This window comes from Yoonia maritima (assembly GCF_002933395.1).
Taxonomy (GTDB): Bacteria; Pseudomonadota; Alphaproteobacteria; order Rhodobacterales; family Rhodobacteraceae; genus Yoonia; species Yoonia maritima_A.
Genome location: NZ_PKFN01000007.1, coordinates 77,535 through 104,407 on the forward strand (window position 1 = coordinate 77,535; position 26,873 = coordinate 104,407).

General features: G+C 52.8%; 29 protein-coding genes and 3 pseudogenes. 12 read left to right on the forward strand and 20 right to left on the reverse strand.

Annotation, left to right across the window (positions count from 1 at the left end; genetic code table 11):
* Positions 1–37: 37 nt before the first annotated feature.
* Positions 38–379: pseudogene (locus CYQ09_RS01825) on the forward strand (FAD-dependent thymidylate synthase); the annotation flags it as partial.
* A 590-nt stretch (positions 380–969) separates the two neighbouring features.
* Here the strand turns inward: CYQ09_RS01825 and CYQ09_RS01835 are convergent.
* The 5 genes from CYQ09_RS01835 to CYQ09_RS01855 form a co-directional block, all read right to left on the reverse strand.
* The gene (locus tag CYQ09_RS01835) at positions 970–1,524 is read right to left on the reverse strand and encodes a hypothetical protein (protein ID WP_239495832.1); all 555 of its coding nucleotides are present in this window, start codon (positions 1,522–1,524) and stop codon (positions 970–972) included.
* Entirely contained in the window at positions 1,496–2,200 is a 705-nt protein-coding gene (locus tag CYQ09_RS01840) for an ArsR/SmtB family transcription factor (protein ID WP_162617535.1), read from the reverse strand. Before CYQ09_RS01840 ends, CYQ09_RS01835 begins: the two co-directional genes overlap by 29 nt.
* A gap of 238 nt (positions 2,201–2,438) precedes the next feature.
* The gene (locus CYQ09_RS01845; RefSeq protein ID WP_106743766.1) at positions 2,439–4,553 is read right to left on the reverse strand and encodes a hypothetical protein; all 2,115 of its coding nucleotides are present in this window, start codon (positions 4,551–4,553) and stop codon (positions 2,439–2,441) included.
* A gap of 123 nt (positions 4,554–4,676) precedes the next feature.
* Complete coding sequence (locus CYQ09_RS01850; protein WP_239495833.1) at positions 4,677–6,113, reverse strand: nicotinate phosphoribosyltransferase; 1,437 nt, start codon at positions 6,111–6,113, stop codon at positions 4,677–4,679.
* 94 nt (positions 6,114–6,207) lie between these two features.
* On the reverse strand, positions 6,208–7,308 hold the full coding sequence (locus tag CYQ09_RS01855; protein WP_106743767.1) for an NUDIX domain-containing protein: 1,101 nt from the start codon (positions 7,306–7,308) through the stop codon (positions 6,208–6,210).
* A 595-nt stretch (positions 7,309–7,903) separates the two neighbouring features.
* On the opposite strand from CYQ09_RS01855, the gene CYQ09_RS01860 reads away from it, so the two are divergent.
* A complete protein-coding gene (locus tag CYQ09_RS01860) occupies positions 7,904–8,398 on the forward strand; it encodes a hypothetical protein (RefSeq protein WP_162617536.1) in 495 nt (164 codons plus the stop codon).
* A gap of 183 nt (positions 8,399–8,581) precedes the next feature.
* On the opposite strand, the gene CYQ09_RS01865 is transcribed toward CYQ09_RS01860, so the two are convergent.
* From CYQ09_RS01865 to CYQ09_RS01880, 4 genes are all read right to left on the reverse strand, one after another.
* Entirely contained in the window at positions 8,582–8,914 is a 333-nt protein-coding gene (locus CYQ09_RS01865) for a DUF1801 domain-containing protein (protein WP_162617537.1), read from the reverse strand.
* Between the two features lies 1 nt (position 8,915).
* Positions 8,916–9,311, reverse strand: a complete 396-nt coding sequence (locus CYQ09_RS01870) for a VOC family protein (protein WP_106743770.1) — start codon at positions 9,309–9,311, stop codon at positions 8,916–8,918.
* A gap of 48 nt (positions 9,312–9,359) precedes the next feature.
* On the reverse strand, positions 9,360–10,073 hold the full coding sequence (locus tag CYQ09_RS01875; protein WP_106743771.1) for a helix-turn-helix transcriptional regulator: 714 nt from the start codon (positions 10,071–10,073) through the stop codon (positions 9,360–9,362).
* Positions 10,074–10,337: 264 nt separating this feature from the next.
* Complete coding sequence (locus tag CYQ09_RS01880) at positions 10,338–11,150, reverse strand: alpha/beta fold hydrolase (protein WP_106743772.1); 813 nt, start codon at positions 11,148–11,150, stop codon at positions 10,338–10,340.
* A gap of 88 nt (positions 11,151–11,238) precedes the next feature.
* On the opposite strand from CYQ09_RS01880, the gene CYQ09_RS01885 reads away from it, so the two are divergent.
* Positions 11,239–11,814, forward strand: a complete 576-nt coding sequence (locus tag CYQ09_RS01885) for a CGNR zinc finger domain-containing protein (protein ID WP_162617538.1) — start codon at positions 11,239–11,241, stop codon at positions 11,812–11,814.
* 220 nt (positions 11,815–12,034) lie between these two features.
* Entirely contained in the window at positions 12,035–13,147 is a 1,113-nt protein-coding gene (locus CYQ09_RS01890; RefSeq protein ID WP_162617539.1) for a DUF805 domain-containing protein, read from the forward strand.
* 620 nt (positions 13,148–13,767) lie between these two features.
* On the opposite strand, the gene CYQ09_RS01900 is transcribed toward CYQ09_RS01890, so the two are convergent.
* Positions 13,768–14,733 (reverse strand): DUF1963 domain-containing protein, encoded by a 966-nt coding sequence (locus CYQ09_RS01900; protein WP_106743776.1) that lies wholly within the window; start codon positions 14,731–14,733, stop codon positions 13,768–13,770.
* Between the two features lie 300 nt (positions 14,734–15,033).
* Between CYQ09_RS01900 and CYQ09_RS01905 the strand changes: the two genes are divergently transcribed.
* The gene (locus CYQ09_RS01905; RefSeq protein WP_239495873.1) at positions 15,034–15,327 is read left to right on the forward strand and encodes a hypothetical protein; all 294 of its coding nucleotides are present in this window, start codon (positions 15,034–15,036) and stop codon (positions 15,325–15,327) included.
* A gap of 52 nt (positions 15,328–15,379) precedes the next feature.
* Positions 15,380–15,559, forward strand: a pseudogene (locus tag CYQ09_RS01910) (transposase domain-containing protein); the annotation flags it as partial.
* 242 nt (positions 15,560–15,801) lie between these two features.
* Here CYQ09_RS01910 and CYQ09_RS01915 read toward each other — a convergent pair.
* The 4 genes from CYQ09_RS01915 to CYQ09_RS01930 form a co-directional block, all read right to left on the reverse strand.
* Positions 15,802–16,296, reverse strand: a complete 495-nt coding sequence (locus tag CYQ09_RS01915) for a dihydrofolate reductase (protein WP_106743777.1) — start codon at positions 16,294–16,296, stop codon at positions 15,802–15,804.
* A 3-nt stretch (positions 16,297–16,299) separates the two neighbouring features.
* Entirely contained in the window at positions 16,300–17,133 is an 834-nt protein-coding gene (locus CYQ09_RS01920; protein WP_106743778.1) for a thymidylate synthase, read from the reverse strand.
* A 153-nt stretch (positions 17,134–17,286) separates the two neighbouring features.
* On the reverse strand, positions 17,287–17,634 hold the full coding sequence (locus tag CYQ09_RS01925) for a hypothetical protein (protein ID WP_162617540.1): 348 nt from the start codon (positions 17,632–17,634) through the stop codon (positions 17,287–17,289).
* A gap of 67 nt (positions 17,635–17,701) precedes the next feature.
* Positions 17,702–18,379: a hypothetical protein gene (locus CYQ09_RS01930; protein ID WP_162617541.1), complete on the reverse strand. Its 678-nt coding sequence runs from the start codon at positions 18,377–18,379 to the stop codon at positions 17,702–17,704.
* Positions 18,380–18,466: 87 nt separating this feature from the next.
* Between CYQ09_RS01930 and CYQ09_RS01935 the strand changes: the two are divergent.
* The 4 genes and pseudogenes from CYQ09_RS01935 to CYQ09_RS18225 all read left to right on the forward strand — a co-directional run.
* Positions 18,467–18,646: pseudogene (locus tag CYQ09_RS01935) on the forward strand (FAD-dependent thymidylate synthase); the annotation flags it as partial.
* Between the two features lie 47 nt (positions 18,647–18,693).
* Entirely contained in the window at positions 18,694–19,938 is a 1,245-nt protein-coding gene (locus tag CYQ09_RS01940) for a hypothetical protein (protein WP_106743781.1), read from the forward strand.
* 310 nt (positions 19,939–20,248) lie between these two features.
* Positions 20,249–20,572: an arsenate reductase family protein gene (locus tag CYQ09_RS01945; protein ID WP_106743782.1), complete on the forward strand. Its 324-nt coding sequence runs from the start codon at positions 20,249–20,251 to the stop codon at positions 20,570–20,572.
* A 323-nt stretch (positions 20,573–20,895) separates the two neighbouring features.
* Positions 20,896–21,045, forward strand: coding sequence for a hypothetical protein (locus tag CYQ09_RS18225; RefSeq protein WP_162617542.1), 150 nt, complete (start codon positions 20,896–20,898; stop codon positions 21,043–21,045).
* Between the two features lie 5 nt (positions 21,046–21,050).
* On the opposite strand, the gene CYQ09_RS01950 is transcribed toward CYQ09_RS18225, so the two are convergent.
* Positions 21,051–21,257 (reverse strand): cold-shock protein, encoded by a 207-nt coding sequence (locus CYQ09_RS01950; RefSeq protein ID WP_106356632.1) that lies wholly within the window; start codon positions 21,255–21,257, stop codon positions 21,051–21,053.
* Positions 21,258–21,398: 141 nt separating this feature from the next.
* Here CYQ09_RS01950 and CYQ09_RS01955 point away from each other — a divergent pair, with 141 nt between their 5' ends.
* Both CYQ09_RS01955 and CYQ09_RS01960 read left to right on the forward strand, forming a co-directional pair.
* The gene (locus CYQ09_RS01955; RefSeq protein ID WP_106743783.1) at positions 21,399–21,728 is read left to right on the forward strand and encodes an arsenate reductase family protein; all 330 of its coding nucleotides are present in this window, start codon (positions 21,399–21,401) and stop codon (positions 21,726–21,728) included.
* Between the two features lie 43 nt (positions 21,729–21,771).
* The gene (locus CYQ09_RS01960) at positions 21,772–22,140 is read left to right on the forward strand and encodes a hypothetical protein (protein ID WP_106743784.1); all 369 of its coding nucleotides are present in this window, start codon (positions 21,772–21,774) and stop codon (positions 22,138–22,140) included.
* Here CYQ09_RS01960 and CYQ09_RS01965 read toward each other — a convergent pair.
* From CYQ09_RS01965 to thrS, 5 genes are all read right to left on the reverse strand, one after another.
* Positions 22,124–22,675, reverse strand: a complete 552-nt coding sequence (locus CYQ09_RS01965; protein WP_106743785.1) for a DoxX family protein — start codon at positions 22,673–22,675, stop codon at positions 22,124–22,126. The genes CYQ09_RS01960 and CYQ09_RS01965 overlap by 17 nt on opposite strands.
* A gap of 11 nt (positions 22,676–22,686) precedes the next feature.
* Entirely contained in the window at positions 22,687–23,418 is a 732-nt protein-coding gene (locus CYQ09_RS01970) for a DNA-binding domain-containing protein (protein ID WP_106743786.1), read from the reverse strand.
* On the reverse strand, positions 23,415–24,269 hold the full coding sequence (bufB, locus tag CYQ09_RS01975; RefSeq protein WP_106743787.1) for an MNIO family bufferin maturase: 855 nt from the start codon (positions 24,267–24,269) through the stop codon (positions 23,415–23,417). The genes CYQ09_RS01970 and bufB overlap by 4 nt, the downstream gene beginning before the upstream one ends.
* Before the next feature lie 61 nt (positions 24,270–24,330).
* Positions 24,331–24,630, reverse strand: a complete 300-nt coding sequence (locus tag CYQ09_RS01980; protein ID WP_106743788.1) for a BufA1 family periplasmic bufferin-type metallophore — start codon at positions 24,628–24,630, stop codon at positions 24,331–24,333.
* A 235-nt stretch (positions 24,631–24,865) separates the two neighbouring features.
* Positions 24,866–26,812: a threonine--tRNA ligase gene (gene thrS / locus CYQ09_RS01985; RefSeq protein WP_106743789.1), complete on the reverse strand. Its 1,947-nt coding sequence runs from the start codon at positions 26,810–26,812 to the stop codon at positions 24,866–24,868.
* Positions 26,813–26,873: the final 61 nt, after the last annotated feature.

Consider the following 26,873-nt stretch of genomic DNA (forward strand, 5'->3'; position numbering starts at 1 on the left):
AGTAGCCGCAACGCGAATCTAGCAGCCGGAGAAAAATATGCCCATCACCGCCGAACAACAGGCCGAAATCGACGAACTACGTTCAAACGCAAAACCAACATTGCGGGCTGTGGCCGAAGGGATGGAGAACCACCTGTACAAGGCGCATGACGTGCTGGATCACGGGTTTATCCGGGTGATCGACTATATGGGCGACGATGCGGCGATCTGTCAGGCGGCACGGGTGTCTTACGGCAAAGGCACAAAATCCGTGCAAAACGACGAAGGGCTGATCCGCTATCTGATGCGCCACTGGCATTCGACGCCGTTTGAAATGTGCGAAATCAAACTGCACGTGAAATTGCCTGTCTTTGTTGCGCGTCAGTGGATCCGGCACCGTTATGTATTATGACTACCTTCCTAAACGAAACCTGTTAAGTTGTTGAAGAAACGGTAGTGTCGGAGGCCTGCTGAGTGGAGCCCCGCGTAGCTCAGGCGAAGCAGGCCGGGCGGTGCGCATGAGTAACGGATTTTCAGCAGATGCAGGGTAATAGACATCGACCGAAGGTGGCGCACTACAGGTTAATTTTGCCTCAAAAGAATGATCTCAGCCTTTTCGGGACCGAGGCGGTCAAGCTTGCTGGGATCCCCATTGTCATCAGTAATGAAGGCCGTCTTGAGACGATCGTTACTGATTTTATGATCGAACGCTCACTTGGAAGTTGGTGCGGTTTCAGTGGTGCTCGCCTTTCAGCCAACTCCATTCTCGACTTGGCCAGAGATATTATTGGTTTCCTGAACTACTGTGCTGCACTCGGCGTCGATTGGGTGTCTTTAGAGAGAGGCGATGAGACCAAACCGGCGAGCGTGGTTGGTTATGCCAACGCGATGGATGTTGGTTCCTGGGCTTTCGGAAGTAGGCCAATATCGTCGCATACAATCAGTCGGCGAGCCCAGAGTCACCAATGCTGCGTATTGCACTAATGACAGCTACCGATGCTCCTTCGGCACCCAGTCTTCGGCAACGCTGTTCCAGAACCTGTTGGGATTGTCCTCGTCCAATCCGCGAATGTGGAGTGTCCTCACACATGGCCCTGCGAAGACAACTGGTTCTTCATAGGGGTGGGATGCATAGATAGCCTTCAGAACCCGCACGGCATTGGCTTCGGCGTCGCCTATGAAAAATGACAGTTCCACGCAGGGCACTTCGACCACCTTCTCGGTAGCGGCGTTGCGTCCGCTTCCCAGCGACCTGAATTGCTGGGTTCCCGGCGCTGTCCGATACGTCACGGAGTCATAGTCTCCGTATCTTAGTGCATCTTCGGCCAAAATCGCATCCACAATCTTTTGCGTGTGGGTTTCGGGCACCTGGACCGTGATCCGTAGGCCCCTTTCGGGAACGAACCTGTCGTTGTCTAGCTTGGGCAGTGTCATGGGGAACTCCGGCTGGTTTGCAGTCCGAATAACCCAGATCGGCGATGCTGTAAGAAAAGACAGTTCGCTATCGACCGAACTCTCAGACCGGATCGCCGAGATCAATGTCAAGCCGGTTCAGACCGAACCAGCGTTCAAGTGCATCGAAACCGTCATCAGTGACGATCAGCGCCCGACTGCCTGTACGGCGCTCAAGCCAATTTGCCTCAAGAAACTTCTGCATGATAGCCGTCGCCAGCGGACCGGAGATGTGATGCCGCCGTTCTGTCCAATCGAGACAAAGCTTTGCTGGAGGCTTTCCCATGCCCCCAAATGGTATCTCGATGCCGATGTCATCAAGAAAGACCTGATAATGTGGGCCAGCAATGATTGCGTCATCGCGCACGGTCAGCACATCGCGCGCGACCAGGTGATCCGTCATCAAGACACCCAACTTGCCAGCGATGTGGTTGTAGCAGCTGCGCGCGCGCGGCGTGTCAGCGTCGTGCCGACCGGGCCGCGACAAATGGTCGGTCGGCGAAAGCTGGGCCAGACCTTCAAGGGTGGCGGCCACGTCTGCATTGGCAATCCGGTGATAGACGTGTCGCCCGCTGCGTAGCGAGGCGGTTAGACCGGCCCCTTCGAGCTGCTTAAGATGCGCGCTCGCGGTCTGCGGGCTGATACAGGCCGCGCACGCCAGCTCCTTATTGGTGAAGGCCCGGCCATCCATCAGCTCGCACAGAATGCGGGAACGGCTTGGATCGGCCAGCGCCGCGCCGATGATGTCCAGTCTTGGTTCGATGGTCATGCACTTCAGTTTACAGGCAGAACACAAAAACAGCCATGATGAACAATTCGACAGTGAACGTAGCATGACGTTGACTCTGAGCAACCGCAGAAACTTGACGTTACAGCGAACGGCGGGAATGGGCCGTTCTCAACTGGGCAAACCTGCCTGAGATCCTACATGCTGCTCGAGCTCCGATGGCTGCAACGAGCCCAAAGTGCTTTGTGCTGCATGATGCACCAATGTCAGCTTTCGGATATTAGAAGAAAATGCCGCCTTGCTCCTGCGCAAACAAATCTCCGCGATGGGCGACGACGACATTATGCGTCGAGAGTTTTTCTAATACGTCGTATACCACGTCCATGTCTGTTCGTGTTTCGACAACATTGCCCATGGTCAATTCGAACTTTGGAAGAGCTTGCGCTGTTTCGCGTGTCTCATAGTCCCGCTGGTAATCCGTTTGCTCGATCAGATGACAGTCTGGTGAGATGTCCTGCGCTGGCGAGGCGTCAAACGGAATGTAAACCAAAGCACCGCGCAGTAACCTCTGGTCGTCATTATTTTCGAGGTTCAGGAGGATTGGCCCAACCGATGATGCCAGGTATTTTTCCAACCTACGCACGTAGAAACCGGTTTTTCGAAACGCATAAAGGGCAGCAGATTTCGCCTTCGGCTTGGATAGACCGTAGAGGTCCGCGACCTCGGCACTGCCGGTCAATTGCGCAAGATACTGCGCGCGTTCGACGATTTTTTGTGGGTCAATTCCGCGCGATGTCCGCGCTTGCTCCAGCAGATCATGCGCGATCTGTTCATCCCGCACATTCACAGCAAGTATATCGCGTCCGCCATGTAACACGAAACGTTGCTTGGTCACGTTCTGCAGCAAAGAAATCCGCCGGGCGCTTTCAAAGATGACGTTTTGACCGTCGGGGATATTCACCAAGAGAACCCGCTTTTCTTGATTACGTTTAACGAAACTGGTGTAGTCGATCTCCGATCGCTCAATTCGCAGAAACAGAAACCCGCTTTCGTCCGATACGATCCTTTTCGACAGCCTTTCAGACAACGCCGGTGCGATACCTTGGAGTATCGTTTCAATGGCTTTGGGACCTGTCGCGATCTTCGCGGCGCCCTGTCGGGCTTGGATTTCCTCAACCAGCGGATAGCGCAGAATATACTCGAAAACGGCTTCCTTTGCGCCGCCATATCGCAGTGATGGAACCGCATCTGACCCGCCGTGCAGCATGCGAAGGGTATGCGCGATCCCGCGTCCGTCGGGCCGAGGCGAAACGATCCGCTGATGGACGTCTGGCGCATGGGCAAGACAAGATCGAAATTTTATACTGAAGGGGTCGAGGACGAAGCAAATATTCGAAGCAATGAGATACAGCGTGGCGTCTGCAATATCGTCCGCCAGCGGATTGCCGCCTTTGTTCATATTGTGACGGAACGCCTCAATTTCAGAGATACAGGCTTCGAACTGGCCATAGATCGTTTCTTCATGATCTGGAACCAACCGTGACAGGGTCTGATGGACGTAAAGGTGGAAACACAAGGCGATTTGTTCATAGTTTATCAAGAGTGGGTTCTTGTCATTATGATCAACGAAAAAAATGTCGTCGCCCCATGCTTTGAACGCCTCACTTTTCGCGTCGGTGTCGTACAAAAGCCAATTGTGGAAACGATCGTGTACGCTTGGCTTTAAGGCAGCGACCATAGCCCCCATCAAGGGATGATCGTTCGCGGCGTAGCCGGTATCTGATCTGTAAGTTTCAAAGGCATCGCAAAATGCGTCGGACAGGATAATCGCGGGATTATGATCCACGAATCCGTCGTGTTCGTGTTTCATCACTGCAAACCGATAAGAAATACCCTTGTAGCGTGGCGTGGCGACGGCGCTAAACCCGATGTTTCCGACAGTCGCCTTTGCATCCTCAAACCCATATTGTGTTGTGACCGGTTTGCCGCCCCACGGATCGCGCAACAAAATTGGGGTCGATGACATCACTGCCCCCAACATCGCCGCGCGCTGACGCATAAGGTCGGCCGTATTTATCGCACCGCCGTCTGGCAATTGATCAAGCTCTGCCCCTTCGGTCATTTGCCCCATCTGTTCCCTTAAGATCGTGAGATCATAGCGCGCATCGCGCACCATTTTATTAAAGGCATAGCGGGACAGGCCGCTGGCCGAGGCGACATCCCGGTAACGCGCAATCGTGTTCAGGAGCAGATTTTCCGCGTGGATTTGCCCAAGATGCGCGTCGATTTCAGCTTCAAGGCGCTGACCGAACGTTTCGCCAGCGTGCAAGGTTTCGATATCCGAAATATTGTCGAAAAATGTATAAACGCTCACGTCATTTGGCATGGTAAACATGGTGGGCCAATCTGGAATGCTGTCTCTTTTCTTTTAAAAGCAGGAAACGAGCCCATTGACCAGAACAAGCCAAGCAGCGGCCCCCGAAGAGGCCGCTGTAGTAGATTTCGTTCGGTTGACCCCTTAGGCGTCAGGCCATGCAACTGCGCGGATTTGATCAAAGGTCTGCACCTTTTTGATCTCACCGTTCAGAAACACACATTCCAAGGCTTCCGCCCCTTCGGGTATGTTCGCTGCCGGTCTGGCAACAAATAGGCCAGAATCGGACCGCATGACCCCTTGTTTGCCTTTCTTGGAGGTCTTGCTACCGTTTGCGGTGATTGGGTCCTTAAAGACATCGTGCCACATGCCATCATAGAACACGGCAGAGGCCTTCATTGCGTATCCAAAACTGTCACGATCGATCTTTTGCAATAGGCCACCGCCCATCCCGAACGCGATGTTCCCAATCGCTAGACCACGGTCAATCATCACATCCATGATCTGCACTATGGACTCCTTGTTTACCCCATCCCCTTGGATCACGCGGACTTTTTCTGGCAAAATGCGGTAGCCCTGTTTGGTCAGATCATATCCGAATTTGGCCATCAATGCCTCGATCACATCGGGGACGATCTCTAACGGGTCGCCACTATCGGGTCTAACAACCAAGACACCATCACGCGCCAACACATTGTCTTTCAACGCACCGCCCCAATAGTCTTTGACCGCGCGCATCAGATCATAACTGTCGCTGACACAGGCGATGATGCCCTGCGGGTTCTTTTGCAAGAACCGGCGCATCTGGTCCAATTCACCGCTTTCGCCTGCAGCAGTCATGGTGGAGTGTTCACTGGCAGGAATTGAGAACCCAGCCATATCAGCACCATAAAAGTTTCGCGCGTAGACCAACCCTGCAATAGTATCGGTGCCCAAAGAACTCACAAGGTGTGCTGCCCCGCCAATGCCCGCGGCCTCAAAGCAAGTCGCACCCCGCGCACCAAAGTCGTGAAGTTTGAACTCTGCACCGGTGATGTCCCCATCAGTCATTACAAGACGCGCCCGGATTTCGTTCATGACATAATAAGACAGGCTTGCCACACTTGATGGATACCAGACAGCCCGCAGCAAACGTGTTTCCAGATATGACACCAACCAGTAGCAGTTGGGATCAGTGTTTTCGATCCGCAGTTGCGGGATCGCGGCGGGCGCAAGTGTGCCTTCGGGCAGGGCTTCAATCAGGATTGGCAGGCGACCATCGTGTGTTTCGAGGATGTACTGCCAGCCCTCAACGAAGATATCGAAACCGTGCGCTTTCAAAAACGGAGTTGCTTCATCCAACATGGCTTGGGTCACAACCTGCCCGGCCAGTTTTGCCAGTTCGATCTGCAAACCAAAGAACATTACTTTGTCGATTTGGCCCCATGCCTTACGCGGCTCGACGTATGATGACACATATTGGGTGCCTTCAGGGTACTGGGAATAATGGGATAGTTTGTAGCTGTCAGTATCGAACAGAATGTTGGCTACATCTACAGCATCTTGGAAAAGCGCGTGCGCGCCCATTGGGTCGTAAGTCATTGTCCTGTTCCTCCTCGGATTTGGACGGATATGAAACCTGCGGACCTCCCGCAGATTTAGGATGCAAAGATATGCTCTTTGCGGGCAACGGGCCTTAGCTTTGCGCCATCAGAATGGACGAATAAGCAAAGGGCACATCGGGGACGAGGGCTTGGATGATATCAAAGTGATCCTCGAATATTGTATCTGGCATAATCTCGGTAATCGGGACCCACCGCGCGTTGGCTGCATCGTCGCCCGCCTTGAGTTTCTCAAGTGTTTTGCGGTCTTGCAGTTCGAACACGAAAGCCTCTGTCCGCACCCAGCCGCGTTCAGACCGGTCAGGGTGATCAAACACACGCCGAGCCCGCAACCGCCCACGCATCGCGCCTTTGGGCATGTCGAGGCCCGCCTCTTCGTAAAGCTCGCGTAGGCTGGCTTCTTCCGCGGTTTCCCCAGGATCGATGTGGCCGCCAGGCAAAGCCCATAAGCCTTTTCCCGGTTCCATCTTGCGTTCGACCATTAAGATATGACCGGACTGGATCACAACAGCGTCTGCGGTGTTGATTGGGATAGGGTAACCATAGACGGCCTCTGCGGCGTCAATGCGGTCCTGATAGCTGCGAACGAACGCGCCTTCTTTGCGGATTGTATCAACGGCATCGGGCCTTTGATCCATCCATTGCTGGACTGCAGCCACCTGTTGATGCCCAAATCTATCCGCCAAGTCAGTCACATCTTCTCCAAAGAAGAGCCCTCCGCGCAAATCAGTCGCGCTAATGACATCCCCATTGTGCAGGGTGGGTGAGATAGACTTCAACGACCAAGACGGGAACCAGTTCAGGTATTGGGATGACTTGTCTTTTTCTAAACCAACCAACAGGATTTGGGTCTGATCCGGGTCCAATCCGACCTTGCGCATATGCAATGTTACAGCGGTACGAACGTTGGTCGTCCACGCGCGATCATTGTACAACGTATCCACAAGCGGCAATGTCGCGACCGGTTTGGCGGTGCCTTGCGTTGCATCACGAATGAACGACATGCGTTCGTTATATGAGAAAGGGTTTTTCCAACTGCGTGGGCGATAAGAACTGCCGACCAAAATCAACAAACTGTCAGATTGTGCCAAAGCGTTTTCGACGACATCCATGTGCCCGACGTGAAATGGTTGAAAACGGCCGATAAAAACGGCCAATGTGTGCATCTTGCTCATTACGCGCGACCTCCGCTGCGAATATTTATCGATCAGGACCTCCCTGATCGGCTTTAAGCTAACAAATTATATTCTCTTGAACAAGAGCGGCATCGTCAAAGGTGATATGCAACGGTTGCATAGAGCTCGTGACGCGGTGAGTGGCCCGCAAAAGCGACCATTCATGCAATGTTGTCGGATGGCGGCTTTGTCCGCAGACCGTGAGTTCGAGCATACCCGGATTTCGCGCACGCAGCGAATGTCGGGAAAGGGGGCTGCGACCGCAGCATCACGTATACACATCCAAAGTCGGGAATGGGCTGTTCTGACTTGACTCAAATGGCCGCCGAGGCGGGAACCGCTGCGATATTTGAGGTCTACGCGCTTCCCGCCTCGGCTACCGTAGCGCCTGTTGTATCAAATTGGATTCCATGCCGCTGCAAAAATGGACATCATGCAGTGTGCTTTCGGAATACGCACTGGATCAAGCTCTGAGATATCAAACTTAAGATTTTCGGATTTCAGGGATGCCCGAGCCGTACGCGAGTTCGAGAGAACAGATGGGAATGTGTTCTCGGTTCAATCCGTTTTGGACCATGAATCTATTGGTACAACAATGCGTTATCTTAATCAGAAGAGCCGTGTTGAAGAGATGTTTCGAAAATTTGCCACAGTTACGGGTGCAGCATTGGAGGAAGTGCAAGAAGGCAACGGAATTGATCCGAAGACGTTGATGGCCCGTTGTTATTCAGGTTCGCTTTCCGATATTTCGGATGAGTTACGCTCCAAGCTACGTGGGGGGCGTACGCCGTCGGGGGCAAGATGCCAAAGTCCACGCCAACCACCTCCTCATATTGACCCCAGTCATAGAAAAGGGGAACTCTGTTCTATGTATAGATGCGTTTTGTGTTCAGAGGGTTTGTTCTTTCCTAATGAAGCAGGAGCCTATGAGGCCATTTTGGCCCGAGCTTGGAGACTATACGACCTTAAGAAAACGATTTCACCTCAAGAATGGATTGGGACGGATGCGGACCATGAAATGAATGCTATTATTGCTTTAGCGTATTCTTTCTATCCCAATCTAATCGCTGCGTTTCCGACTTTGGATTGAGTGAAGTATTGCATACTGGGCGGCGTTTCCTCAGTAGTTTGGCGGCCCAAAATTAAACCGATTCCGTTGAAAGCCTCAGAGAGGCTCAACTTATACCAACGCATGAATTTGTCACATCAAATATCAAATAACGGCAGAAATGAGCCCACTTTCACCGATGCTGCGCGGTGTTCGAATGTCGGCTTAGTTAGTTTGGGACAGCGCGACAGCTTGATCTAGAAAGCCCGTGCAGGTTTTGGTCTTTACATCGCCAGCACTGCGTAGTTTGACGTGCCGTCGAAACTTTCCAGTCCCTTCCAGCACACCGTCCGGGTCTTCGAATTGGACACCATTGGCAAACTCAAATGACACGTAATCGGCATAGACGTAGAAACCGCCAATGCGGCTTTTTGGGTTGTCTGTTTCAAGTTCGACCACTGTGCCGCCATACATCGGTCGCAGGTTAGCATCAGGTGCCAGCTCAATTATCATTTCTTCCAAGCTGTCGGTGATCTTCGTTTTCGTCGCGTCGTCCATGTCACACCGAACCTTGGATGGGAGAGGCAATCTCGACGATACAGCCGTCCAGATCGCGGACATAGGAGACTGTCTGCCCCCACGGCTTTTCGCTAGGAGCGCTGACTGGCTGGCAACCCTCTGACAGTGCTCGCTCATAAGCGGTTGCCACATCATCCGTGACAAAACAGATTTCCCATGCAGCGGCGGGTCCATCTGGGGTATTCGGCATGATGGCCAGACCGTTCATCTCGGCGGCTTCGGTCCCTGCAAAAGCTAGGATTGTATCACCAGTTTCCATCTCTCCATAAAGATTGCTCTCGTGAATAAAGCGTTGTTTGAGCCCGAAGGCGGCTTCGTAGAATGCGACCGTTTTGGGCACATCTGCTACATAAATTATTGTGTATCCGAGTTTCATCAGATGATCGTATCCCACGCCAACATGTAGGTCTTGAATAAATCGGACCTATTTGGGAGGGATGTCTGGCAATGACAAGTCTGTTGGAATCCCGCTTGGTGTGAACCCACCAAAACGGCGAAAGGTGCGGGCCATATGCGCATGATCTGAATACCCACCTTCGAACGCGGCGGCGATGATCGGAACATTACCATTGGTGATTAATTTGAGTGTGCGATGGAACTGTATAAGCTGTGCGTAGGTCTTGGCAGAAAGACCAATATTGCGGCGAAAGAGACGGTTCAGATGCCGGGCAGTACATGAAACGAATTGCGCCAATGCATCAATGCGCAGCCGTCCACCAGACGCGTGAAGTATGTCAATTGCACGCGTAAGTCGCGGTTCGACATCAGGCCAAGTTTGGGCGGGGATAATCTGCGCTAAAGCATCGAGCGTCAGGGCTGCCCCATGAAGCGCGGCGAGCGAAGGCAAGCGATCCAGCGCTTCCGGTCCCCTCAAGACGCTGTCAGGCGCATTGCCCAAATCATCTTGCCACAATGCCGCACCATGTTCCGGGCGTAGGCGGATGCCAAACCACTGGTCGCCTGTATCGTAATCAATACGATAAGGCTGCGTCGCGGGTCCAGTGATGATCGGCGTAACTTCATCCGGTGTGCTGGCATGGTTGCGCACAATGATATCGCAACGCCCATCCGGCAGAATGACGGCACTGCCGGAAGTGCATGCAGAAAACGACCATATCGCCTCAATGCGACGGGCCATTTTAGGCGTTTTTAGCGCTTCATTGTAACCAATGGGTATCGGGATGAGAGACGTTCCTCAATGTGAGCTGTCTCAGTAGTGTTACTCATTCCTTACAGCCCCGCCAGTAACAACTAAGCAGCCATTGGCGCAGTTGCAGCGAAAGCTACCTTTGTCCCGCAACTTACCAGTTCATGCACCGCGCAGCGAAGAGCCGCTCTCCCGCTTTTCCGAGGGGAAAAAATTCCTTACCGCCCTATTCTGCACTCAGCCGGAGTCGACCCCTTATTGGCTGTGCTGGAACATAGCAGCAACGATGGCTTCTGGCGCGTCCTCTTGAACCAGATGTCCAGCGTCTGGGATCACCGTGATCTGGCCGTCAGTCAACATACCTGCCAATTTGTGACCGCGTTCCAGGGGTATCCACTCGTCCTTTTCGCCCCAAAGCAACGTGGTGGGACAATCCAGTGACGCATACTGGCTCTCGACCTCATCGGTGTATTTCTGATCCATCTGTGCGATCTGACGATAGAAAGCTGGCTGTCCCACCTCGCCCTGCCAAGGTGCCATGTAGACCTGTAGTGCTTCGTCCGTTAGTTTCTTGTGCGCGGCACTTTGCAAATAAGCCCGCAAAAGCGCATCGTGGGCATAGGCCGGTAGCCCTGCAAATGCAGCCTCGTACTGTCTGACATGCGCAACGAACGGCGAGCCCCACGGAGCGACCGCAACAGGGTCAAAAATCGTCATGCGTTTGTATCTCAGGTCATTCAGATAGTAGGCCCGCAGAGCGGTCGCGCCCCCAAAATCATGACACAGAATTTCGGGACGATCCAAATCCCAATGGTTGAACATGGCGGCCAGAAGATCATTCTGCACGGCCAGAGATACATCCTGATTGTCTGTCTTCTCCGACAGGCCATAGCCAATCAAATCGAAAAAATAGACAGTCCATCGTTGGGCCAACAAAGGCGCGATCCGTCGCCAGACCTGTGATGAGAACGGCGTCCCATGCACCAGCACAAGCGGATCACCTGTTCCCATTTTCCCCCAGGCAATAGATTGTCCGTTGTGATCGTAACGTTCGGATAGCGACAGCATAGCTATTTTCCCGTAATGCTTTATGATAAATAAGCGGTTACACCATTTTTCAACGAATGTAACCTATAAAATATTAAATGAGGTTACCATGTGGTCAGATGAGAATTTTGTGGGGGGGCATATGGCCTTGGATTTCCTCAACACCGTTGGGGACACCGATAAGTCGCGGTCAGCCAATTTGATCACGTCACCTGACGCGCTGCTGGATTGGCTCACGGCCAGCATTACTGAGGATGAAGACGCAAAAGGCCGCTCGCCATCGCAAGATGATGTGGACGCGCTGGTAAAGTTTCGGGAGCTTGCACACTGCGTCCTTTCGGCCTCGTTGGGGAATACGACAGCCGATCCTGCTGACATCCAGAAATTTGAGGCTCAAATCAAGTCGTCTCTGGGACACGCACATTTGGATTTGAGCACCACCCCAGCAAAATGGATCACCACCGGCAACCATAGCCATTACTGGATCGACCGATTTGTCCTGCTTGTCGAAGGGTTCCTCTGCTCCCCCGAAGCAGCAAAGCTGCGCCAATGCGAAGGATGCAGCTGGTTTTTCTTGAACTCAGGCAGAGGACGGGGCCGCCGTTGGTGCAATATGTCAACTTGCGGTAATCGACATAAGGTAGCGGCGCATCGCAGAAGGCTTTCGGAAGGTGATCAAAGGTAACTTGAGAGGGATGCAATGCTGTCATTGGCGATTGTAACGACCGGGGCATCCTAATTGTTCAAATGCAGCGCTTTGAATGATCACGGCTTCAGTTTGTTCTCCGCTTGTTCTTGGAAACGCCCAAATATGCATGTTCGGTCCTGTTGGGCCTACTTGTTGCCGTTCCACAGCCTTCTTATGGTCACAACCGAACGCTAAGTATATTTGGACGAGGTTCCAAATGACTTTCAAGCAAGCCATCAAATCCAGCCTTTGGGACAAATACTCCACCTTCGAAGGTCGCGCATCGCGCCGTGAGTATTGGTATTTCGTGTTGTGTTGCGTCTCGGTCCGTATCTGCGTCGAGATCTTTTTGGGAACTTGGTTCAGCACATCGCTTGTCGAAAAAGTCCTCGGCGGGACCCATCGCTTTTATCTGCTCGGCACCCTCGGTACGCTGATTAACATTGCTCTTATTCTCCCGTTGCTTGCGGTTGGCGTGCGCCGCAGCCAGGATTTTGGGTTATCGGGTCGCCTGTATCTTGGGGTTCTTTTGGGCTCTATCGCGTTCGCTGTTATTGTACTGAATAGCCCAATTCTCGGAGCGTTCACCAGCCTTCTATTTGCCGTCTATGTCGGCCTAAGGAAAGGCGACACATACCAAAACCGCTATGGCGATGTCCCAACTACATCCCATGATCCTGTGCCCGAGACGTCCGAGACGGGATCGCGACGCTTGATCGGCCAGTTGTGTATAGGGATCGGATTGCTCGCGGCACTCGATCTCACCCTCGGTTATCTGGTCAACGACACAGAAGCGTCGAATGCACCGTCCTATGCGGAGATGATTGGGCAAAAAACCGTTCTGTTTGAGCCTGGTAGCACGCGCTATAGTGAAGGCACTGACAGTCTCATCTGGGCGTTCAACTTTCCCATTGGTATGAATGTCGATCCCGTTCTCGCCGTAAATGATGCAATCGTTGGATTTGATGCCGACAGACCAGTTGTGACAATACGCGACGGTTTTCGAGTGTTTCGACCCATCATGGAGCGACGGCTTCAATCCATCGAAAATTCTTCAACTCCGGTGAGGCTCTTGTTCTCGTTGCCTGATTTTGGAAATGTTCAGGGCGAGTTTGACGATCAGCCGACATCGTCCCTTCATGTTACGCTCCAACCTGAACCCCGCAGATACGCCACTCAGAAAGACTGGGGCACTTCACCTTCATTCATGGATGAAGTTGAAAAAACTGACCCAATTCGAATGTGTGATCGACGGCGAGATTGCACCCGGTATCGCACGGTATCGCGAGCCTACGTTGGCGGAGTCCGAAAACATACTGCAACGCCATAAAGACCGAGGCCCACGCTTTGAATATCGCGAAGGTTGCATTGGGCGTGCGGCAACAAGTGGTGCGGCGTTCACAGTCTTGAATGATGCGGGTGAACCGTCAGGATTTGGCCGGTGCGCAAAATACCGGTCCTCCGCAGCGTTTGGCAGCTGTCGTTTTACATTCTGGCTGCCGCAAGAGCGCTTTGTCGAATACCGCTTTTCGGAGCAGTTTTTGCCTGACCTTCGTCAAATCGATGCGTTCGTTCGGACTCAACTAGCGAACGCTACTGTTCTACATGCATCTCAGAATGTTCCAAATCTCTGATGCCCGCATATAGGGCTCTCCATTGCTAAAGCGGACCTCAGCGCAGCTGCAGCGAAAGAGCGCTCCGTCCCGCATCTTACCGGTTCATGCGCCGTGCAGCGAAAGTCAGTTCATCCTAGACCAGCCGTTCGTGGTCTGCGCAGCTTATGACCGCGAAGAGCCCACTTTGACCGATACAGCGTAATACACAAATGGCTGCTTTCCTGATTGGAAGAATGATGGGCTCAAACGACGCGGCTGAGGTCGAGGTGAGGGTTAAGTTTCAGGCGTTGTATGTCCAGCCCCCGAATTATCAGGGGTTGTGATTTTGTCTTGACTAAGAGCTTTCGGTAAAGGCCCACGCTGCATCAAAGTTCCGCTTGGCCAGATCATCAAAAGCGATGAAAAAACCAATTTGCCCCGTGTGCCAGAAATTCAGATTAGAATCGTGTTCAAGAGTTAATAGGCGGATAGTATCGGGTTTGTACGGACCGGAATAGCCGGGCGGCGTATCTATGCCTAACAAATGATGCTGTTTTTTTTCTTCACGGCGTCGCTGCCCACTCGGCATGGGTACAGTGCCCCAAGGGCCACGCTTTTTATGGCCCGATTTATCAGCCATTCTAAACATATTGTCCCACTCATCGATGGTCTTATTAAGCGCATACGTCCAATAGTCATCGTTAGGAAACCTATTTTCATGAATGATGCCAAAGTTCGCAAAAGTAATTGGCCAGTGCCGGAATGACTTCACCGGGTTCTTCTTCCACCAGTACATCATATGTGAGTCGTCAAAGTCATCCGGGAATTGAGGCTGGGATTGCTTGGGACTATCCGAGATGTCATCTTTGACATAGATGATCTTGTAGTTGGGGTTTCGTACATTTTTCTCGGCATTACCTACATAGTCTGCAAAGAAGAACAATGTCCCTTCAAGAGGTAAGTCGATCATGCCGGGTGCTCTTGGCACCTCAGCCAAATTGATCTGTGCGAAGAAATGCATCGGATATAGCGGACCTACCTTGGGAAGCGGCTTGTTGTTCCTAGCATAATAGTCATGTAATTCTTCTGGTATCGGCACCGACTTCACCCACGGCCATTCAATGTGCGCCGGCAATGTTGGATCACCACCTAACCAGCAGCCCGACGCCCCGGGCGTTTCGTCGGTGATCGTCTTTATTATCAAAACACTCGGAACGCGGGACGCCTCGACCATCTGTTCGACTTCATCGGGATCCAGTTGGCGATTACGGTTGGACTGGTCATCCCAAAGCGCCAGCGTTGCGTCGTCAATTTTGGGCATAAGTCAAAGCCTTTAACATATAGCAGGAGATCGAACGAAACGATAGGGAGCCACTGTGGCACTCTTGTGTTAGAAAGTAGGCGGTTTTCCTACGCAGCGGGAGTCCGGAAGTGCAGAGCAGACACTAGATATTTCCCCCACAAGGGCGGCTTCGTCCCGCGAACTGTGAATCCGCGACCCTCTTGTTTTCGCGGTCGCAGCGAATGGCCGGTATTGCAAGGTCTTGCGAGGCCGCTCGTTAAGCTGGTGTACGACGGCGCTGAGTTTAGCTTGGCTAAAGCCTGATATGTCATAGTGAATATGCTGGCAGCCAACGCTGATCCCAAGTTGCGGCTCGCGATCGAGAAAAACTTGGAACTAGCAGTTGAAACTGATAAATACTCAATTATGCAAATCTATGTGAACGCATATCCTCAGTTACGCACTTTGTGCTGGAACCGCCCTGACAATGCTGTCTTGGACGGACTTGAGGCGCTTGGCCTGTACGAAAACAACTGGCGATTAGTAGACGCTGGGAGCTTCGACGTAGAAGAGAAGCAGTTGCTTGATACTCTTGTTGCCCGTTTCGGCAACGGCGTATTCATGCCTACTTGAAAGGACGTTCAAAGAAGTCTCGTTTCATCGCGACCACCACAACGTCATCGTCGGCTCTGAACGCGGTGGCACCTCGGCTGTCATCATCTACACCCTCATGGAAACCGCAAAGCTCAACAACGTGGATCCGCAGGCTTGGCTGACGGATGTCCTCACTCGTATTGCCGACCACAAGATCAAACCGAGGGCGAAGCGTAGGTCTCGAACCAGTCGATCTGCGAAAGCGAGCTAGAGCCGTTTGAGGTTGCTGTTGGTAGTCTTCCGTTTTGGTCGAGATTACGTGACACCGGCATCGTTGCCGGTTTCGTTTTGAGCGATAGACAGGGCAGGGGATCGACGGGCTAAGTGTCGTTTAGGTTGATATTGATTAAACGACGTCAATTGAAATTTATCAGTTCATACTCGCCCCAACAGTCCGCTCAGGCAAACATGCGAATTGAAAGAGAATTTCCACCGTGTTCTTTCAGAATTGTCTCAACTGGAAGCGTCTTGGTTTCGCCTGATATACTCATGCAAAGTGCATGTAGGGTCGCCATCGCTGAGGGATATGCTGCTGATCTTCTCCCACAGGTCCGCATCAAAGTCGGGGAAAAATGTATCGGCATTAGGAACCTCAATATCCACTTCGGAAATCAACAACCTATGCGCAAGCGGCAGCATTTCTTGATAAATTTGCGCTCCACCTATGCCATATATACGGCTCAAACCTGCCCCACGCGCATAATTGATCGCGGCGGCGACCGACGGAGCAGCAATTTCCGCTGCATTTGGATTTGAGGATACGACAATGTTGAGACGCTTGGATAGCGGTTTAAACGGAAGGCTATCCCAGGTGTTGCGTCCCATGATGATCGCTCCCCCAACCGTTTCACGCTGGAAGAATTTTAAGTCTTGCGGGATGTCCCAAGGAATTGATCCCTCCAACCCTATTGCACCTTCGGCTGCGCGCGCGACAATCAAAGAAATCATGGCTTAAACCGCCACAGGTGCGCGGATGGCAGGATCGGGGTCATAATCTATGAACTCAAAATCCTCGTACTTAAAGTCAAAGATGGAGGTCACTTTACGATTGATTCTTACTGTTGGTAGCGCCTTCGGAGTCCGCGAAAGCTGCAATTTGACTTGATCCATGTGGTTCGAATAGATGTGTGCGTCTCCAAGGGTGTGGACGAAATCACCTGGCTCATACTGCATCACATGTGACAGCATAACCTGAAGCAACGCGTAGGATGCGATGTTAAAGGGAACGCCAAGAAACATGTCAGCCGATCTCTGATAGAGCTGAAGGTGCAACCGACCATTATGAATACGGACCTGCCACATCGTATGGCATGGAGGGAGCGCCATCTGTGGCACGTCGGCAGGGTTCCAGGCGGATACAATAAGGCGCCTGCTATCAGGTGTCGCGTTAATCATATCAATAAGATTTGTGATCTGATCGACGCCCCGTTCCTTATAAAGAGGCTTACCCTCAAACATCTGCCCAGTAGGCTCAAGCGATGAAAAAGCGCGCCATTGGCGGCCATAGACAGGTCCCAGATCGCCATTTTTGTCAGCCCACTCATCCCAAATCGAAACGCCATTATCTTTCAGATAGCCGATATTGGTCTCGCCTGACAAAAACCAAAGAAGTTCGTGAATGATCGACTTCAGGTGCAGTTTTTTGGTCGTTACCAGCGGAAAGCCGTCGGACAGGCGATACCTCGACTGCAAGCCAAAGTAGGAGAGTGTTCCCGTGCCCGTGCGGTCAGTCGATTCCTCACCGCATTCCAAAATGGTGTTTAACGCATCATGATACTGCTGCACTTCGATCTCCCTAGGTCACACAATTTTTCTAGTTCTGGTACTTGGCAAAGCCTGGAAAATTATTCAATCACCAAAGATGCCAGAGCTGTTGCGGCTTTCTCTCTCAACCAAGGTAGTCCTTTCGGCTTGTATCCAAAAGAGGTTCGATGATCATTATCGCGATTGTTTTGTTAATTTTGCTTCGTGGCGTAGCTTGCGGTTCTCAGCCTCGAGATCAATGGCTCGCTTCCTCAAGACCAAGAGTTCCGCCGCTAATGTACTCAGCTGCTTGTTTACAATTTTCAGCGTCTTTGCCCCGTTGTTTTTCAGGTCTGACGTATGTTGCACGGCCTCCGGGGATAGTTTGCCGATCCATTCACGAACCTCTTGTTTCAATAAGGAATGCTCTTTTTTATGCAGTGTTTGTTCGGTAATCCCCGCAACTTGGCACACGGCCCTCAAAGTGATCTTTGGCCGTTTAGTGCTCGAAGCTGACGGCACCTCGGGTTCCATCTTCAGCATAGCATCCCGAACGCGTTGGACTGTGGATGCCTTCGTGCGGCTTGAATAATCGGCGAGAGACGACACCTTATAAATACCCCTGAACCTTAAGCTTGAATTTCTTCACTCTGGTTGAGATCGAAGCTATGCGGGGTTCCGCCAAGGCGTCAATGAATTTGAGGTAAAGCGGTTCATCTTTAAATTCCTGTATAAGCCAGTCCCGGCCTTCAAAAGCGTCAACCAGCGCTTCCACTGCTTCTGAAACCAAAAGTGCTTCATTTTTGTCAATGCTACTCCAATGCTCAAGATAGGTTTCAATAACCTGCCGTAGGTCCTCCACCACCGCAGCGGTCTCAAACCTCCACAAGCAGTCCGATTTACAGTTTGTGAAATCTTGTACGCCCCTTCGGTTGGAGCATCGGCCAAGCTCCATTCCCCGCGCTGAGCAAAGGACCCCACGCCTTACAATTCGGAAAGACGACCCAATGGCTCGTCGTGCGTCGGCAACACTGGTCTCGCCAGTATCTTCTTCTCCGTTTTTTGGCATTTCTGAACCTTGGTCTGCAGCCGTCAGAATGGGTTCAATGAACTGCTCCAGTTTTGGAGGCACAATACCATCCTGATATTCCTTAATGATTTCAGACCCAAGCGCCTCGTCGACTTCTGATATGAGCTCAGAAAACTCGACGTCCCAATCCCCTCGAGCGTTGTAATATCCAACTGTTTGAGCGATGTTTTTGTGACCCAAAGTAACAGTTGCGGCCAAAGTACCACCTTTGATCGACAGAGCCACCAGTCTTGCGGCTGATGTACGTATTCTATAGATGGTCACTGCGTCGATATTGGAAAACGGCTCGCCCTCTGGGTGCCCGCCGCCTATTCCGCCTTCGAAGACTACCGCATGGGCGGAGCCAACCTATCCGGCAAGGCGATTGACTGCGTGCGACGTATGCTTAAGGGTGAAAAGGTCACGCAGGAAACCTCTGGGATGAGCAAAGGTGAATGGCGGGAGTTTGAAGGGATTATTGGGTGAGTGGATTCAATGAGTGTAACGTACTTGCTTTTTGAACAGGTACCGCGGTGATCGAGGCGCGAAAAGGCTTTGATCTAAGTGTTGCGCTAAATGCGATCTCCAGCGCCCGAACCATCAATGGTGACGGCTCCATTAGCTTACCAAGTATTACTGCAATGGATAAATGGGAAAGCTATTTGGCTTCGGCACTTATTGCGCGAGGGAAATCTGATGCTTTCATTCGAAGCGTGGTCGGCAGAGCAATAAAGGCCAAGCAAGACCTGTCGATCGGAGAGTTCTTAAAAGACTGCCGACGTGTCGCACATGAATTAGAAAAAGATAGAACCAAGAACTATAAAGTTCTGTTTCCAATGTGGGGGAACTCAAATCTACTCAGTGGACGACGGAAGCAGTGCGAGGTTTGGCTAAATTTTGGATTTTCGACGAACAGTACCTTTATTAAGAAAGCGGTCAAAGAGAGGGTAAATCAGGTAGATGGGCGAGATTTCTCGGCCGATCTTCCAGGCTATAGTTTCCCAATTTTGCCACTAGCGATTGGCACTGTGAAGGCCATTGATCCCGAAGATGCTTACATGCAAGCGGATGATGCAATATCGTTGGAACTGGGGGTCTTGTCAGTTCTTTGTGGTCGGGGCCAAAGCATCATACCAACAACTCCAAACACGCCAATTGCGACGACACTTGTAGCACCGCAGATTACGGTCCATGAAATGGACGGTGCTTTGTCTACAGATACTTTTTGGTATGATAAATGGTCCTTGAGAAGCAAAAGTAAGGAGTTGGATGCTGAGCGCACTAAAGTGGTGCTTGAGTATGCGCATAAGATTAGGAGTTCGCTTCCCAACCTTCCTTGGAGACAAGAAGCCGGAGAGGCGTTGCGCCGACACTACCGAGCATTTCGACACACTGACCCGGAAGCGGCTTTCTTGGACGCTTGGCGACTCCTCGAATTAATCGCAGGTCCGAACTATACAAAAAACGACTTGCTTGTTGAGAGGGCGGCGTCGTTTTTTAGAGACCGAAAAGAAATGCGCGAACTTGGTCGTCACTTGATGCATCGTAGGAACTCTATTTCACATGGAAAACCTATCCGTGCAGATGACTCCGAGTCGCTTGTCTTTCAAGTGCGTTCGCTAATTCAGCCTATGCTAATGAATTTCCTTACGAACCCATTTGAGTTTTCTCAACTGACAGAATTCTGGTCCTTTGCCGACCTTGACGAGTCGACGGAGAAACGTGAAAGACAAAAATACTTGTTGGAGTGTGCAGCAAGATTTCGCAAAGAATGTTGACCACAGCCCGGCATCGCCGGGCAGCGCCCGGACCTCCCCCATGGGGAGGGCGCTTCGCACCCCCTGCGCTTCGCACCCCCTGCGCTTCGCACCCCCTGCGCTTCGCACCCCCTGCGCTTCGCACCCCCTGCGCTTCGCGCGTTCACCGCTGAAAAGGTCCACTGGACCTTTTCCTGGACGCGGTTCACCCCCGAGGTCCGAACGCTCCCCTAGTGTTTCATGAAACATAGACCGCAGGTTCCGCCCATCTTATTGTGCATGACTTCCTGCACCGCTAAGGTCGCCCGGCAACTAAACCGGACCCAAGCACATGATCCTTTATGGCCTTCCCACCTGTTCCGACTGCAAGGCGGCTGTCAAGGCGCTTGAAGCTGCGGGGCGGGATGTGGATTTTCGTGATGTGCGGGCCGATCCATTGTCCGAAGCAGAGTGGGCACCGCTCATTGCGGAATTCGGCGACAATATCATCGACCGTAAGTCACAGACCTACCGCAACCTGAATGCGTGGCTCCGCGAGAGCGAGGCAGATGCGCAGCTAGAGGCACAACCCGCCCTCATGGCACGCCCCATCATCACAGATGGAACGCAGTGGACGTTAGGTTGGGGGAGTGACGCCCGGGCGGTCTGGCTCTAGGGGTGTGGGTCGGCAAAGATGTGCCGATCTTTGTCTGCCGAAATGCTAGATTGGTGGCGAAAACGCCATCAAAATGAAAATTCCGACTGATTCTGTTGGTCAAAGGCGGTATTTCCTTCAGCCTTACCCAAAGTATAGGTTGAGCGATTCTTCTGGTTGTGGGCTGGTCTCTTTTGCATACCTCAAGGCCGCATGACCTAGCGTCACTTGATGCAACCTATCCGCTTTTCCCCATAAGTTATGGGCTGTTTTGCGATATATATGGTTTTGTAAATACGTCCCAGCTAACGAACAGAGAGCCAGGTCTAGTGATGAGTGAACACATGAATACCCAACCAAATACCGACACTGCGCCACGCGACACATTTTCCCCAATCCGCATGGATTTGGTGGATCGCTTGACCCGCACTTGCGACCGTCTGGCAAACGGCCAGGCCCACATCGAGCGGGCCAAGCTAAAGATCGCGGCTTAACGCGGTCAACCCTGCGCTAAGTTCCCGGCCATCTTGCGGCCGTCTCGTCCTTCGATCAAATCGAAGGTCACCTTTTCATTGTCGGCGAGCCCTGTCAGGCCTGCTTGTTCGACGGCTGAAATATGGACGAACACGTCCGATCCGCCTTCATCTGGCGCGATAAATCCAAACCCTTTGGTCGTGTTGAACCATTTTACAGTGCCGCTTGGCATGAGTCTTCCTCCGTTTCGTCGTCTTTACTTGAGTGAGCGCACCCAAGCCTTGTCTCTCTAGAGTTAGGTGTTCTATGCAAAATGCAAGTGACACTTCGTCTGATTGGCGAAAGGTTGCGAATTGCTCATTCAGGAGGCGTTATGCGTTTTTTCGGTCTAAAATCATGCGATACGTGTCGCAAAGCATTAAAGGCACTACTCGCTGCGGGACACGACCCGCAGGTCATAGATGTTCGCGCTGATGGCGTATCAGACGCGGATCGCGCCCAAATTATTGCCCAGTTTGGTGACAAAGCGATTAACCGCGCTTCGACAACATGGCGTGGTTTGTCTGATGAGGAAAAGGCCAGTGATCCTGCTGCGCTATTGGCGGCGCACCCAACATTGATGAAGCGCCCAGTAATCGAGGCCGATGGCCAATGGACGATCGGTTGGAAGGCCGACGCACAGGCCGTACACCTTGGCGAATAGCCAACGCGTGTTTATGTGACGTCCGAGCAGTAAGGAGACACAGATGCGCAATGCCGCACTCACCCTTGGCCTGATTGCAGGCATCATGGGTATTTTTGTTGGCCTGTTTGGCTATGGCTATGCCGAATTGACTGAACGACATACTGAGGTGGGGGAGGTGTTTGGTGTCTTCGATAACCCAAGCTTTATCCGTTTTGCGAGCTTCATGGCCCCATTGCTGGCGATTGCAGGTGGTGCGATGGCCAAAGCGCGCGCCCTTTGGGGTGGCGGGCTGATGATCCTATCGGCGTTGTGTTTTTACACCGCGTTTGGGTTCAATGTAGCGACCATGTTCCCAATTGGATTTGCGGGGCTTGGTGGCGTGTTGGCCATCGCAGCCGGTAAACCGGATGAGCCTAAGGCGCATTTTTGAACAGCAAGCGGTCGGCGGATAATGCGCCGGCCCCTTTGAAGACCAGTGTCACCAGACACAGCACCCAGAACGCGCGTTGATCTAGGATTAATCCATCTGGCACGCGATCAAACCACGCGCCCAAAGTTCCGTCATGTGCAATACCCCCGTGACCGAATAGGTCAGTCAGGGATTGCAACACGATAAACCCAATCATCCCAAGTGCTGCAAGTCGCGTCAAAAGCCCGATGACGATGAGAAGGGGCAAGATGAACTCGGCCAATGTGCCTGCCGTGACAACCGCCCAATGAAACAGGGATAGTTGCGACGTATCATAGCCCGCCGCCTCCATCGCGCGAGGAAAGATTTGTACGTATGCGCCTGACGAAGGCGACAAGAAGCCAAATATCCCGTCACCTAATTTGGTCAGGCCCGAATTCCAGAAATACATCAGCAGAACTGCCGCAAAGACAAATCGCGTAAGCAAGGGAAGGGCCTGATCACCTAAACGGTTCAACTGATCGGCGCTCCGGGTAATGAATGGGGGGAGTTGCATGTCTGCTCCTTTCAGTGAATTTCAGTAATCGCGGATTGGCCGAGCAAAAGCGACAGCGTCGCGCCTAGATCCAAACGGTCGTCGGTCAGGGTCTCGCCCAATGGGGTGTTATCCATCAGCGCGGTGACGCAAGTCGCGGTGCTGCGGTCGATAAGGTGGATTTGCGGATCAAAGCCGGGTCGGGTAATCAGAACTGCTTCAGGCTGCATCACGGGTTTGGGTGCGTCATTGGTGGTATTTGCACGGTATATACCGTGGATTGGATAGTCAGAGGTTAGCACCTGTACCGGCGGCGCAAGACGCAAGCGCGACGCAAGCAACGCATCTGGTGCAAGCGCGGCGAGCGCCTGAGGGTCAACCGCTGTCGCATCTGCGGCGTGATATGCTCGGCGCATTGCCAACTCTAGCTTTGCGATGTCAGGTAGATACGGCAGGCTTTGTGCTGGGGGGAAACGGCGCAAGAACTGCGGCATCTTTTCCCCGTAGAACATCATCAGCGGAGAAGTCGGTTGATGTTTGCGCAGGTAGACGCCAGCCATCGCACGGAAGAACTGATCGCCGACAAGTTTGCGGATCACCGGAAAGGCGGCCTCTAGCGCGTCAGACAGGCTGACGGCGACGTTATTGCGGTAGACATCGAAACGTTTTGTTGCGGGTGCGCCGTCGGGGTTTTGCAGCCCAGTCGGGGCAGGCGCTGCGGGATCAAACAGCCCGGCCTGAAACGCTTCTTGGTTCACTTTCATGCTGCGACCTTTGTCAGCGCAGTTGCGGCGCGGGTGGCTTCTTTTGCCAATGTGGCCCAATCGGGCACATCGTTATCCCATTCGATCAACAGCGGCTTTGGGCCAGACCGTTCAAGCGTGTAGTCCAGTAGCGACCAAACAGGATCGACGATTGCCTTGCCGTGGCTGTCGATCAGCAGTGGCGCGCCGGTTTCATCTTCGTCCTCGTCATGGCCACCAAGGTGCAATTCGCCGACGGCCTCTAGTGGGAAGGCGTCGATATAGGCTTGGGGGGATGTTTTGAGGTTGGTCGCGCTGACAAAGACGTTGTTCACGTCAAGTAGCAGGCCACAGCCGGTGCGCGCGGCGATCTCGCGTAGGAATTCGGTTTCGGACAGCGTGGATTCCGCAAAGGCCAGATAGCTGGATGGGTTTTCTAATAACATCTGACGACCAAGCGTATCTTGGACTTGGGTAATGTGGCTGGCCACCTGCGCAAGCGTTGTTTCGGTGTAGGGCAGGGGTAATAGGTCGTTCAGAAAATGACTGTCGTGGGTCGACCACGCGAGGTGCTCAGAAAAGCTGGCAGGGTTCAGCCAATCAACAAGATGCTTGAGCCGGGCAAGGTGATCGGGGTCAAGGTCGCCCTCGGATCCGATAGAAAGGCCGACACCATGAACCGAAATCGGAAAGCGTTCAGCAAGGTGGCGCAATTGGGCGATGGGGCGTCCGCCGTCACCCATATAGTTTTCAGCATGAATTTCGAGCCAACCAACAGGGTCAGGATTTTTGATAATGTCAGCGTAGTGCTGTGGCTTGTAGCCAACACCGGGAAGCGGGGGTAGCGGGGCATCGCGAGACACATCAAACATGGCAGGCTCCTGTCAGAACGGGTGTAAGGTGGGCGTAAACCCACCTTACCATATTTTGGGCTTATGCAGGGATGTCGCGCTCTAGCGCTTCTAGTGAACCCATGCGCTCTTTGCCGTCAGCCATCGCGGGTAGTTCCATCGTTGTGCATGTGCCTTCTGGAACCAGCGACCAAGCGTTGCCCTGATAATCAACAGAAGATGTGCCTGCGCAGCTTGTGCCTGGGCCAGCAGCACAGTCGTTTTCACCGGCAAGTGAAACACCATAGCATTTTTCGTCAGCAGCGTGGGCAGTCGTTGCAAGACCAGCAACAGCAGATGCAACAGCAGTAGCAAGAACAAGTGATTTTTTGGTGTTGGACATGGAAGGTTTCCTTCAGTTGGATCAAATTTTTGCGTCGCCTATCAGCGGCGATGCCTAAATGTTAATCGTTCCGGTTGTCGGGTTTCTATTCACAGCCGCGTGCATCGCGTTTCCGTGAGGTCGTGTGAACACGTATGGGTTGCTGCGGCGCCCTGTCGCACTAAGGGATTTGACAAAAAAGAACCCGCCGGGCGAAATGCCCGGCGGGTTTGTTACAGCTTCCAGCGCTGGAATGTTACAAAAGATCGGGTGCTGTGGCGCTTTTTCCCAACTCTGCAACGATCTCATCAAGAGATGTTACAGACGTTTTGTTTTCGCCAAGGCGGCGGACAGTCACAGTTTTCTCGGTCACTTCGCGCGCCCCCAGCGCCAGAATGACCGGAACTTTACCGACAGAGTGTTCACGAACCTTGTAGTTGATCTTCTCATTTCGGGTGTCGGCCTCGGCGCGGACACCAACGGCGCGCAGCGCTTTGACCACTTCGTTCGCGTAATCATCGGCGTCAGAAACGATGGTCGCAACAACCACCTGACGCGGGGTCAGCCAGAACGGTAGCTTGCCAGCGTGTTCTTCGATTAAGATACCGATAAAGCGTTCGAACGACCCAAGTGTCGCGCGGTGCAGCATGACGGGGCGGTGTTTGGCGCCGTCTTCACCAACAAAGTTAGCGTCCAGACGTTCGGGCAGGTTGGCATCTACTTGTAGCGTACCACATTGCCAGTTCCGGCCAATCGCGTCGGTCAGGGTGAACTCTAGCTTTGGACCGTAGAACGCGCCTTCACCTTCAAGCACTTCGTATTCGTACCCAGCCGCACGGCAGGCATCGCCAAGCGCCTTTTCCATGTGATCCCATGTTTCATCCGAACCGATCCGCTTTTCAGGGCGGGTGGATAGTTTGATGGTCCAATCGTGGAACCCAAGGTCAGCATAAACCTTCGACAGGAATTCGATGAAGCGCGCTGTTTCTGCTTCGATCTGATCATCTGTACAGAAGATATGCCCATCATCTTGGGTAAAGCCACGCACACGCATGATGCCGTGCAGCGCACCTGACGGTTCGTAGCGGGCACAAGACCCGAATTCCGCCATACGCAACGGCAGGTCACGATAGGATTTAAGACCCTGATTGAAAATCTGCACGTGGCACGGGCAGTTCATTGGCTTCAGCGCGTTCACGGCTTTTTCGCGGGCATGCTCTTCGTCGACTTCGACGATGAACATGTTCTCTTGGTACTTTTCCCAGTGGCCTGAGGCTTCCCAAAGCTTCCGATCAACGACTTGCGGGGTGTTCACCTCTACATAGCCGCCCTTACGTTGCTGGCGGCGCATGTAGTCTTGCAGTTCAGTGTAAACAGTCCAGCCGTTGGGGTGCCAGAACACCTGACCGGGCGCTTCTTCTTGCATGTGGAACAGGTTCATCTCGCGGCCCAGCTTGCGGTGGTCGCGTTTGGCTGCTTCTTCCAGCATATGCAGGTGGGCTTTCAGGCCTTCTTTGTTGGTAAAGGCCGCGCCGTAGATACGTTGCAGCATCGGGCGGTCGCTGTCACCGCGCCAGTACGCACCTGCGATAGACATCAGTTTGAAACCGTCCGCCGGAACTTGGCCGGTGTGCTGCAGGTGTGGGCCGCGGCACAGGTCTTGCCAGTCACCGTGCCAATACATGCGCAGCGGTTCATCACCCGGGATGCTTTCGATCAGCTCGACCTTATAGGGTTCACCGCGATCTTCGTAGTAGGCGATCGCCTTTTCACGTTCCCAAATCTCGGTCCGGACCTCATCACGCTTGTTGATGATTTCCTTCATCTTCTTTTCGATGACAGTCAGGTCTTCGGGGGTAAACGGTTCTTTGCGGTCAAAGTCGTAGTACCAACCGTCCTTGATTACCGGCCCAATGGTCACCTGAACGTCAGGCCACAGTTCTTGAACCGCGCGCGCCATGATGTGCGCCAGATCGTGACGGACCAGTTCTAGCGCGGGTTCTTCGTCTTTCATGGTGTTAATGGCGATACTGCTGTCCGCATCAATCGGCCACTGAAGATCCCAGTGTTGGTCGTTTACAGTCGCAGAGATCGCTTTTTTGCGCAGCGACGACGAAATGTCAGCAGCGACTTCGGCGGCGGTTACGCCAGCGTCATAGGAACGGCTGTTGCCATCAGGAAATGTAAGGGAGATTTGGGCCATATGTTCGGCTCCTCGTCAGTTTGGCGCCCACGGAACGCCCGGTTGCGGGTTATGTGTGTGC

Bases quoted from the DNA above. Each gene is read 5' to 3' on its own strand.
- CYQ09_RS01870 (WP_106743770.1), bottom strand. From the start codon at position 9,311: ATGAAACTCGGATACACAATAATTTATGTAGCAGATGTGCCCAAAACG.
- CYQ09_RS18225 (WP_162617542.1), top strand. From the start codon at position 20,896: ATGAATACCCAACCAAATACCGACACTGCGCCACGCGACACATTTTCC.
- CYQ09_RS01965 (WP_106743785.1), bottom strand. From the start codon at position 22,675: ATGCAACTCCCCCCATTCATTACCCGGAGCGCCGATCAGTTGAACCGT.
- bufB (WP_106743787.1), bottom strand. From the start codon at position 24,269: ATGTTTGATGTGTCTCGCGATGCCCCGCTACCCCCGCTTCCCGGTGTT.
- CYQ09_RS01855 (WP_106743767.1), bottom strand. From the start codon at position 7,308: ATGAGCAAGATGCACACATTGGCCGTTTTTATCGGCCGTTTTCAACCA.
- CYQ09_RS01915 (WP_106743777.1), bottom strand. From the start codon at position 16,296: ATGATTTCTTTGATTGTCGCGCGCGCAGCCGAAGGTGCAATAGGGTTG.
- CYQ09_RS01945 (WP_106743782.1), top strand. From the start codon at position 20,249: ATGATCCTTTATGGCCTTCCCACCTGTTCCGACTGCAAGGCGGCTGTC.
- CYQ09_RS01880 (WP_106743772.1), bottom strand. From the start codon at position 11,150: ATGCTGTCGCTATCCGAACGTTACGATCACAACGGACAATCTATTGCC.
- CYQ09_RS01900 (WP_106743776.1), bottom strand. From the start codon at position 14,733: ATGCCCAAAATTGACGACGCAACGCTGGCGCTTTGGGATGACCAGTCC.
- CYQ09_RS01875 (WP_106743771.1), bottom strand. From the start codon at position 10,073: ATGGCCCGTCGCATTGAGGCGATATGGTCGTTTTCTGCATGCACTTCC.
- CYQ09_RS01905 (WP_239495873.1), top strand. From the start codon at position 15,034: ATGCTGGCAGCCAACGCTGATCCCAAGTTGCGGCTCGCGATCGAGAAA.
- CYQ09_RS01885 (WP_162617538.1), top strand. From the start codon at position 11,239: ATGTGGTCAGATGAGAATTTTGTGGGGGGGCATATGGCCTTGGATTTC.
- CYQ09_RS01950 (WP_106356632.1), bottom strand. From the start codon at position 21,257: ATGCCAAGCGGCACTGTAAAATGGTTCAACACGACCAAAGGGTTTGGA.
- CYQ09_RS01890 (WP_162617539.1), top strand. From the start codon at position 12,035: ATGACTTTCAAGCAAGCCATCAAATCCAGCCTTTGGGACAAATACTCC.
- CYQ09_RS01955 (WP_106743783.1), top strand. From the start codon at position 21,399: ATGCGTTTTTTCGGTCTAAAATCATGCGATACGTGTCGCAAAGCATTA.
- CYQ09_RS01980 (WP_106743788.1), bottom strand. From the start codon at position 24,630: ATGTCCAACACCAAAAAATCACTTGTTCTTGCTACTGCTGTTGCATCT.
- CYQ09_RS01970 (WP_106743786.1), bottom strand. From the start codon at position 23,418: ATGAAAGTGAACCAAGAAGCGTTTCAGGCCGGGCTGTTTGATCCCGCA.
- CYQ09_RS01960 (WP_106743784.1), top strand. From the start codon at position 21,772: ATGCGCAATGCCGCACTCACCCTTGGCCTGATTGCAGGCATCATGGGT.
- CYQ09_RS01860 (WP_162617536.1), top strand. From the start codon at position 7,904: ATGCGTTATCTTAATCAGAAGAGCCGTGTTGAAGAGATGTTTCGAAAA.
- thrS (WP_106743789.1), bottom strand. From the start codon at position 26,812: ATGGCCCAAATCTCCCTTACATTTCCTGATGGCAACAGCCGTTCCTAT.
- CYQ09_RS01925 (WP_162617540.1), bottom strand. From the start codon at position 17,634: ATGCTGAAGATGGAACCCGAGGTGCCGTCAGCTTCGAGCACTAAACGG.
- CYQ09_RS01845 (WP_106743766.1), bottom strand. From the start codon at position 4,553: ATGTTTACCATGCCAAATGACGTGAGCGTTTATACATTTTTCGACAAT.
- CYQ09_RS01865 (WP_162617537.1), bottom strand. From the start codon at position 8,914: ATGGACGACGCGACGAAAACGAAGATCACCGACAGCTTGGAAGAAATG.
- CYQ09_RS01840 (WP_162617535.1), bottom strand. From the start codon at position 2,200: ATGACCATCGAACCAAGACTGGACATCATCGGCGCGGCGCTGGCCGAT.
- CYQ09_RS01850 (WP_239495833.1), bottom strand. From the start codon at position 6,113: ATGACTTACGACCCAATGGGCGCGCACGCGCTTTTCCAAGATGCTGTA.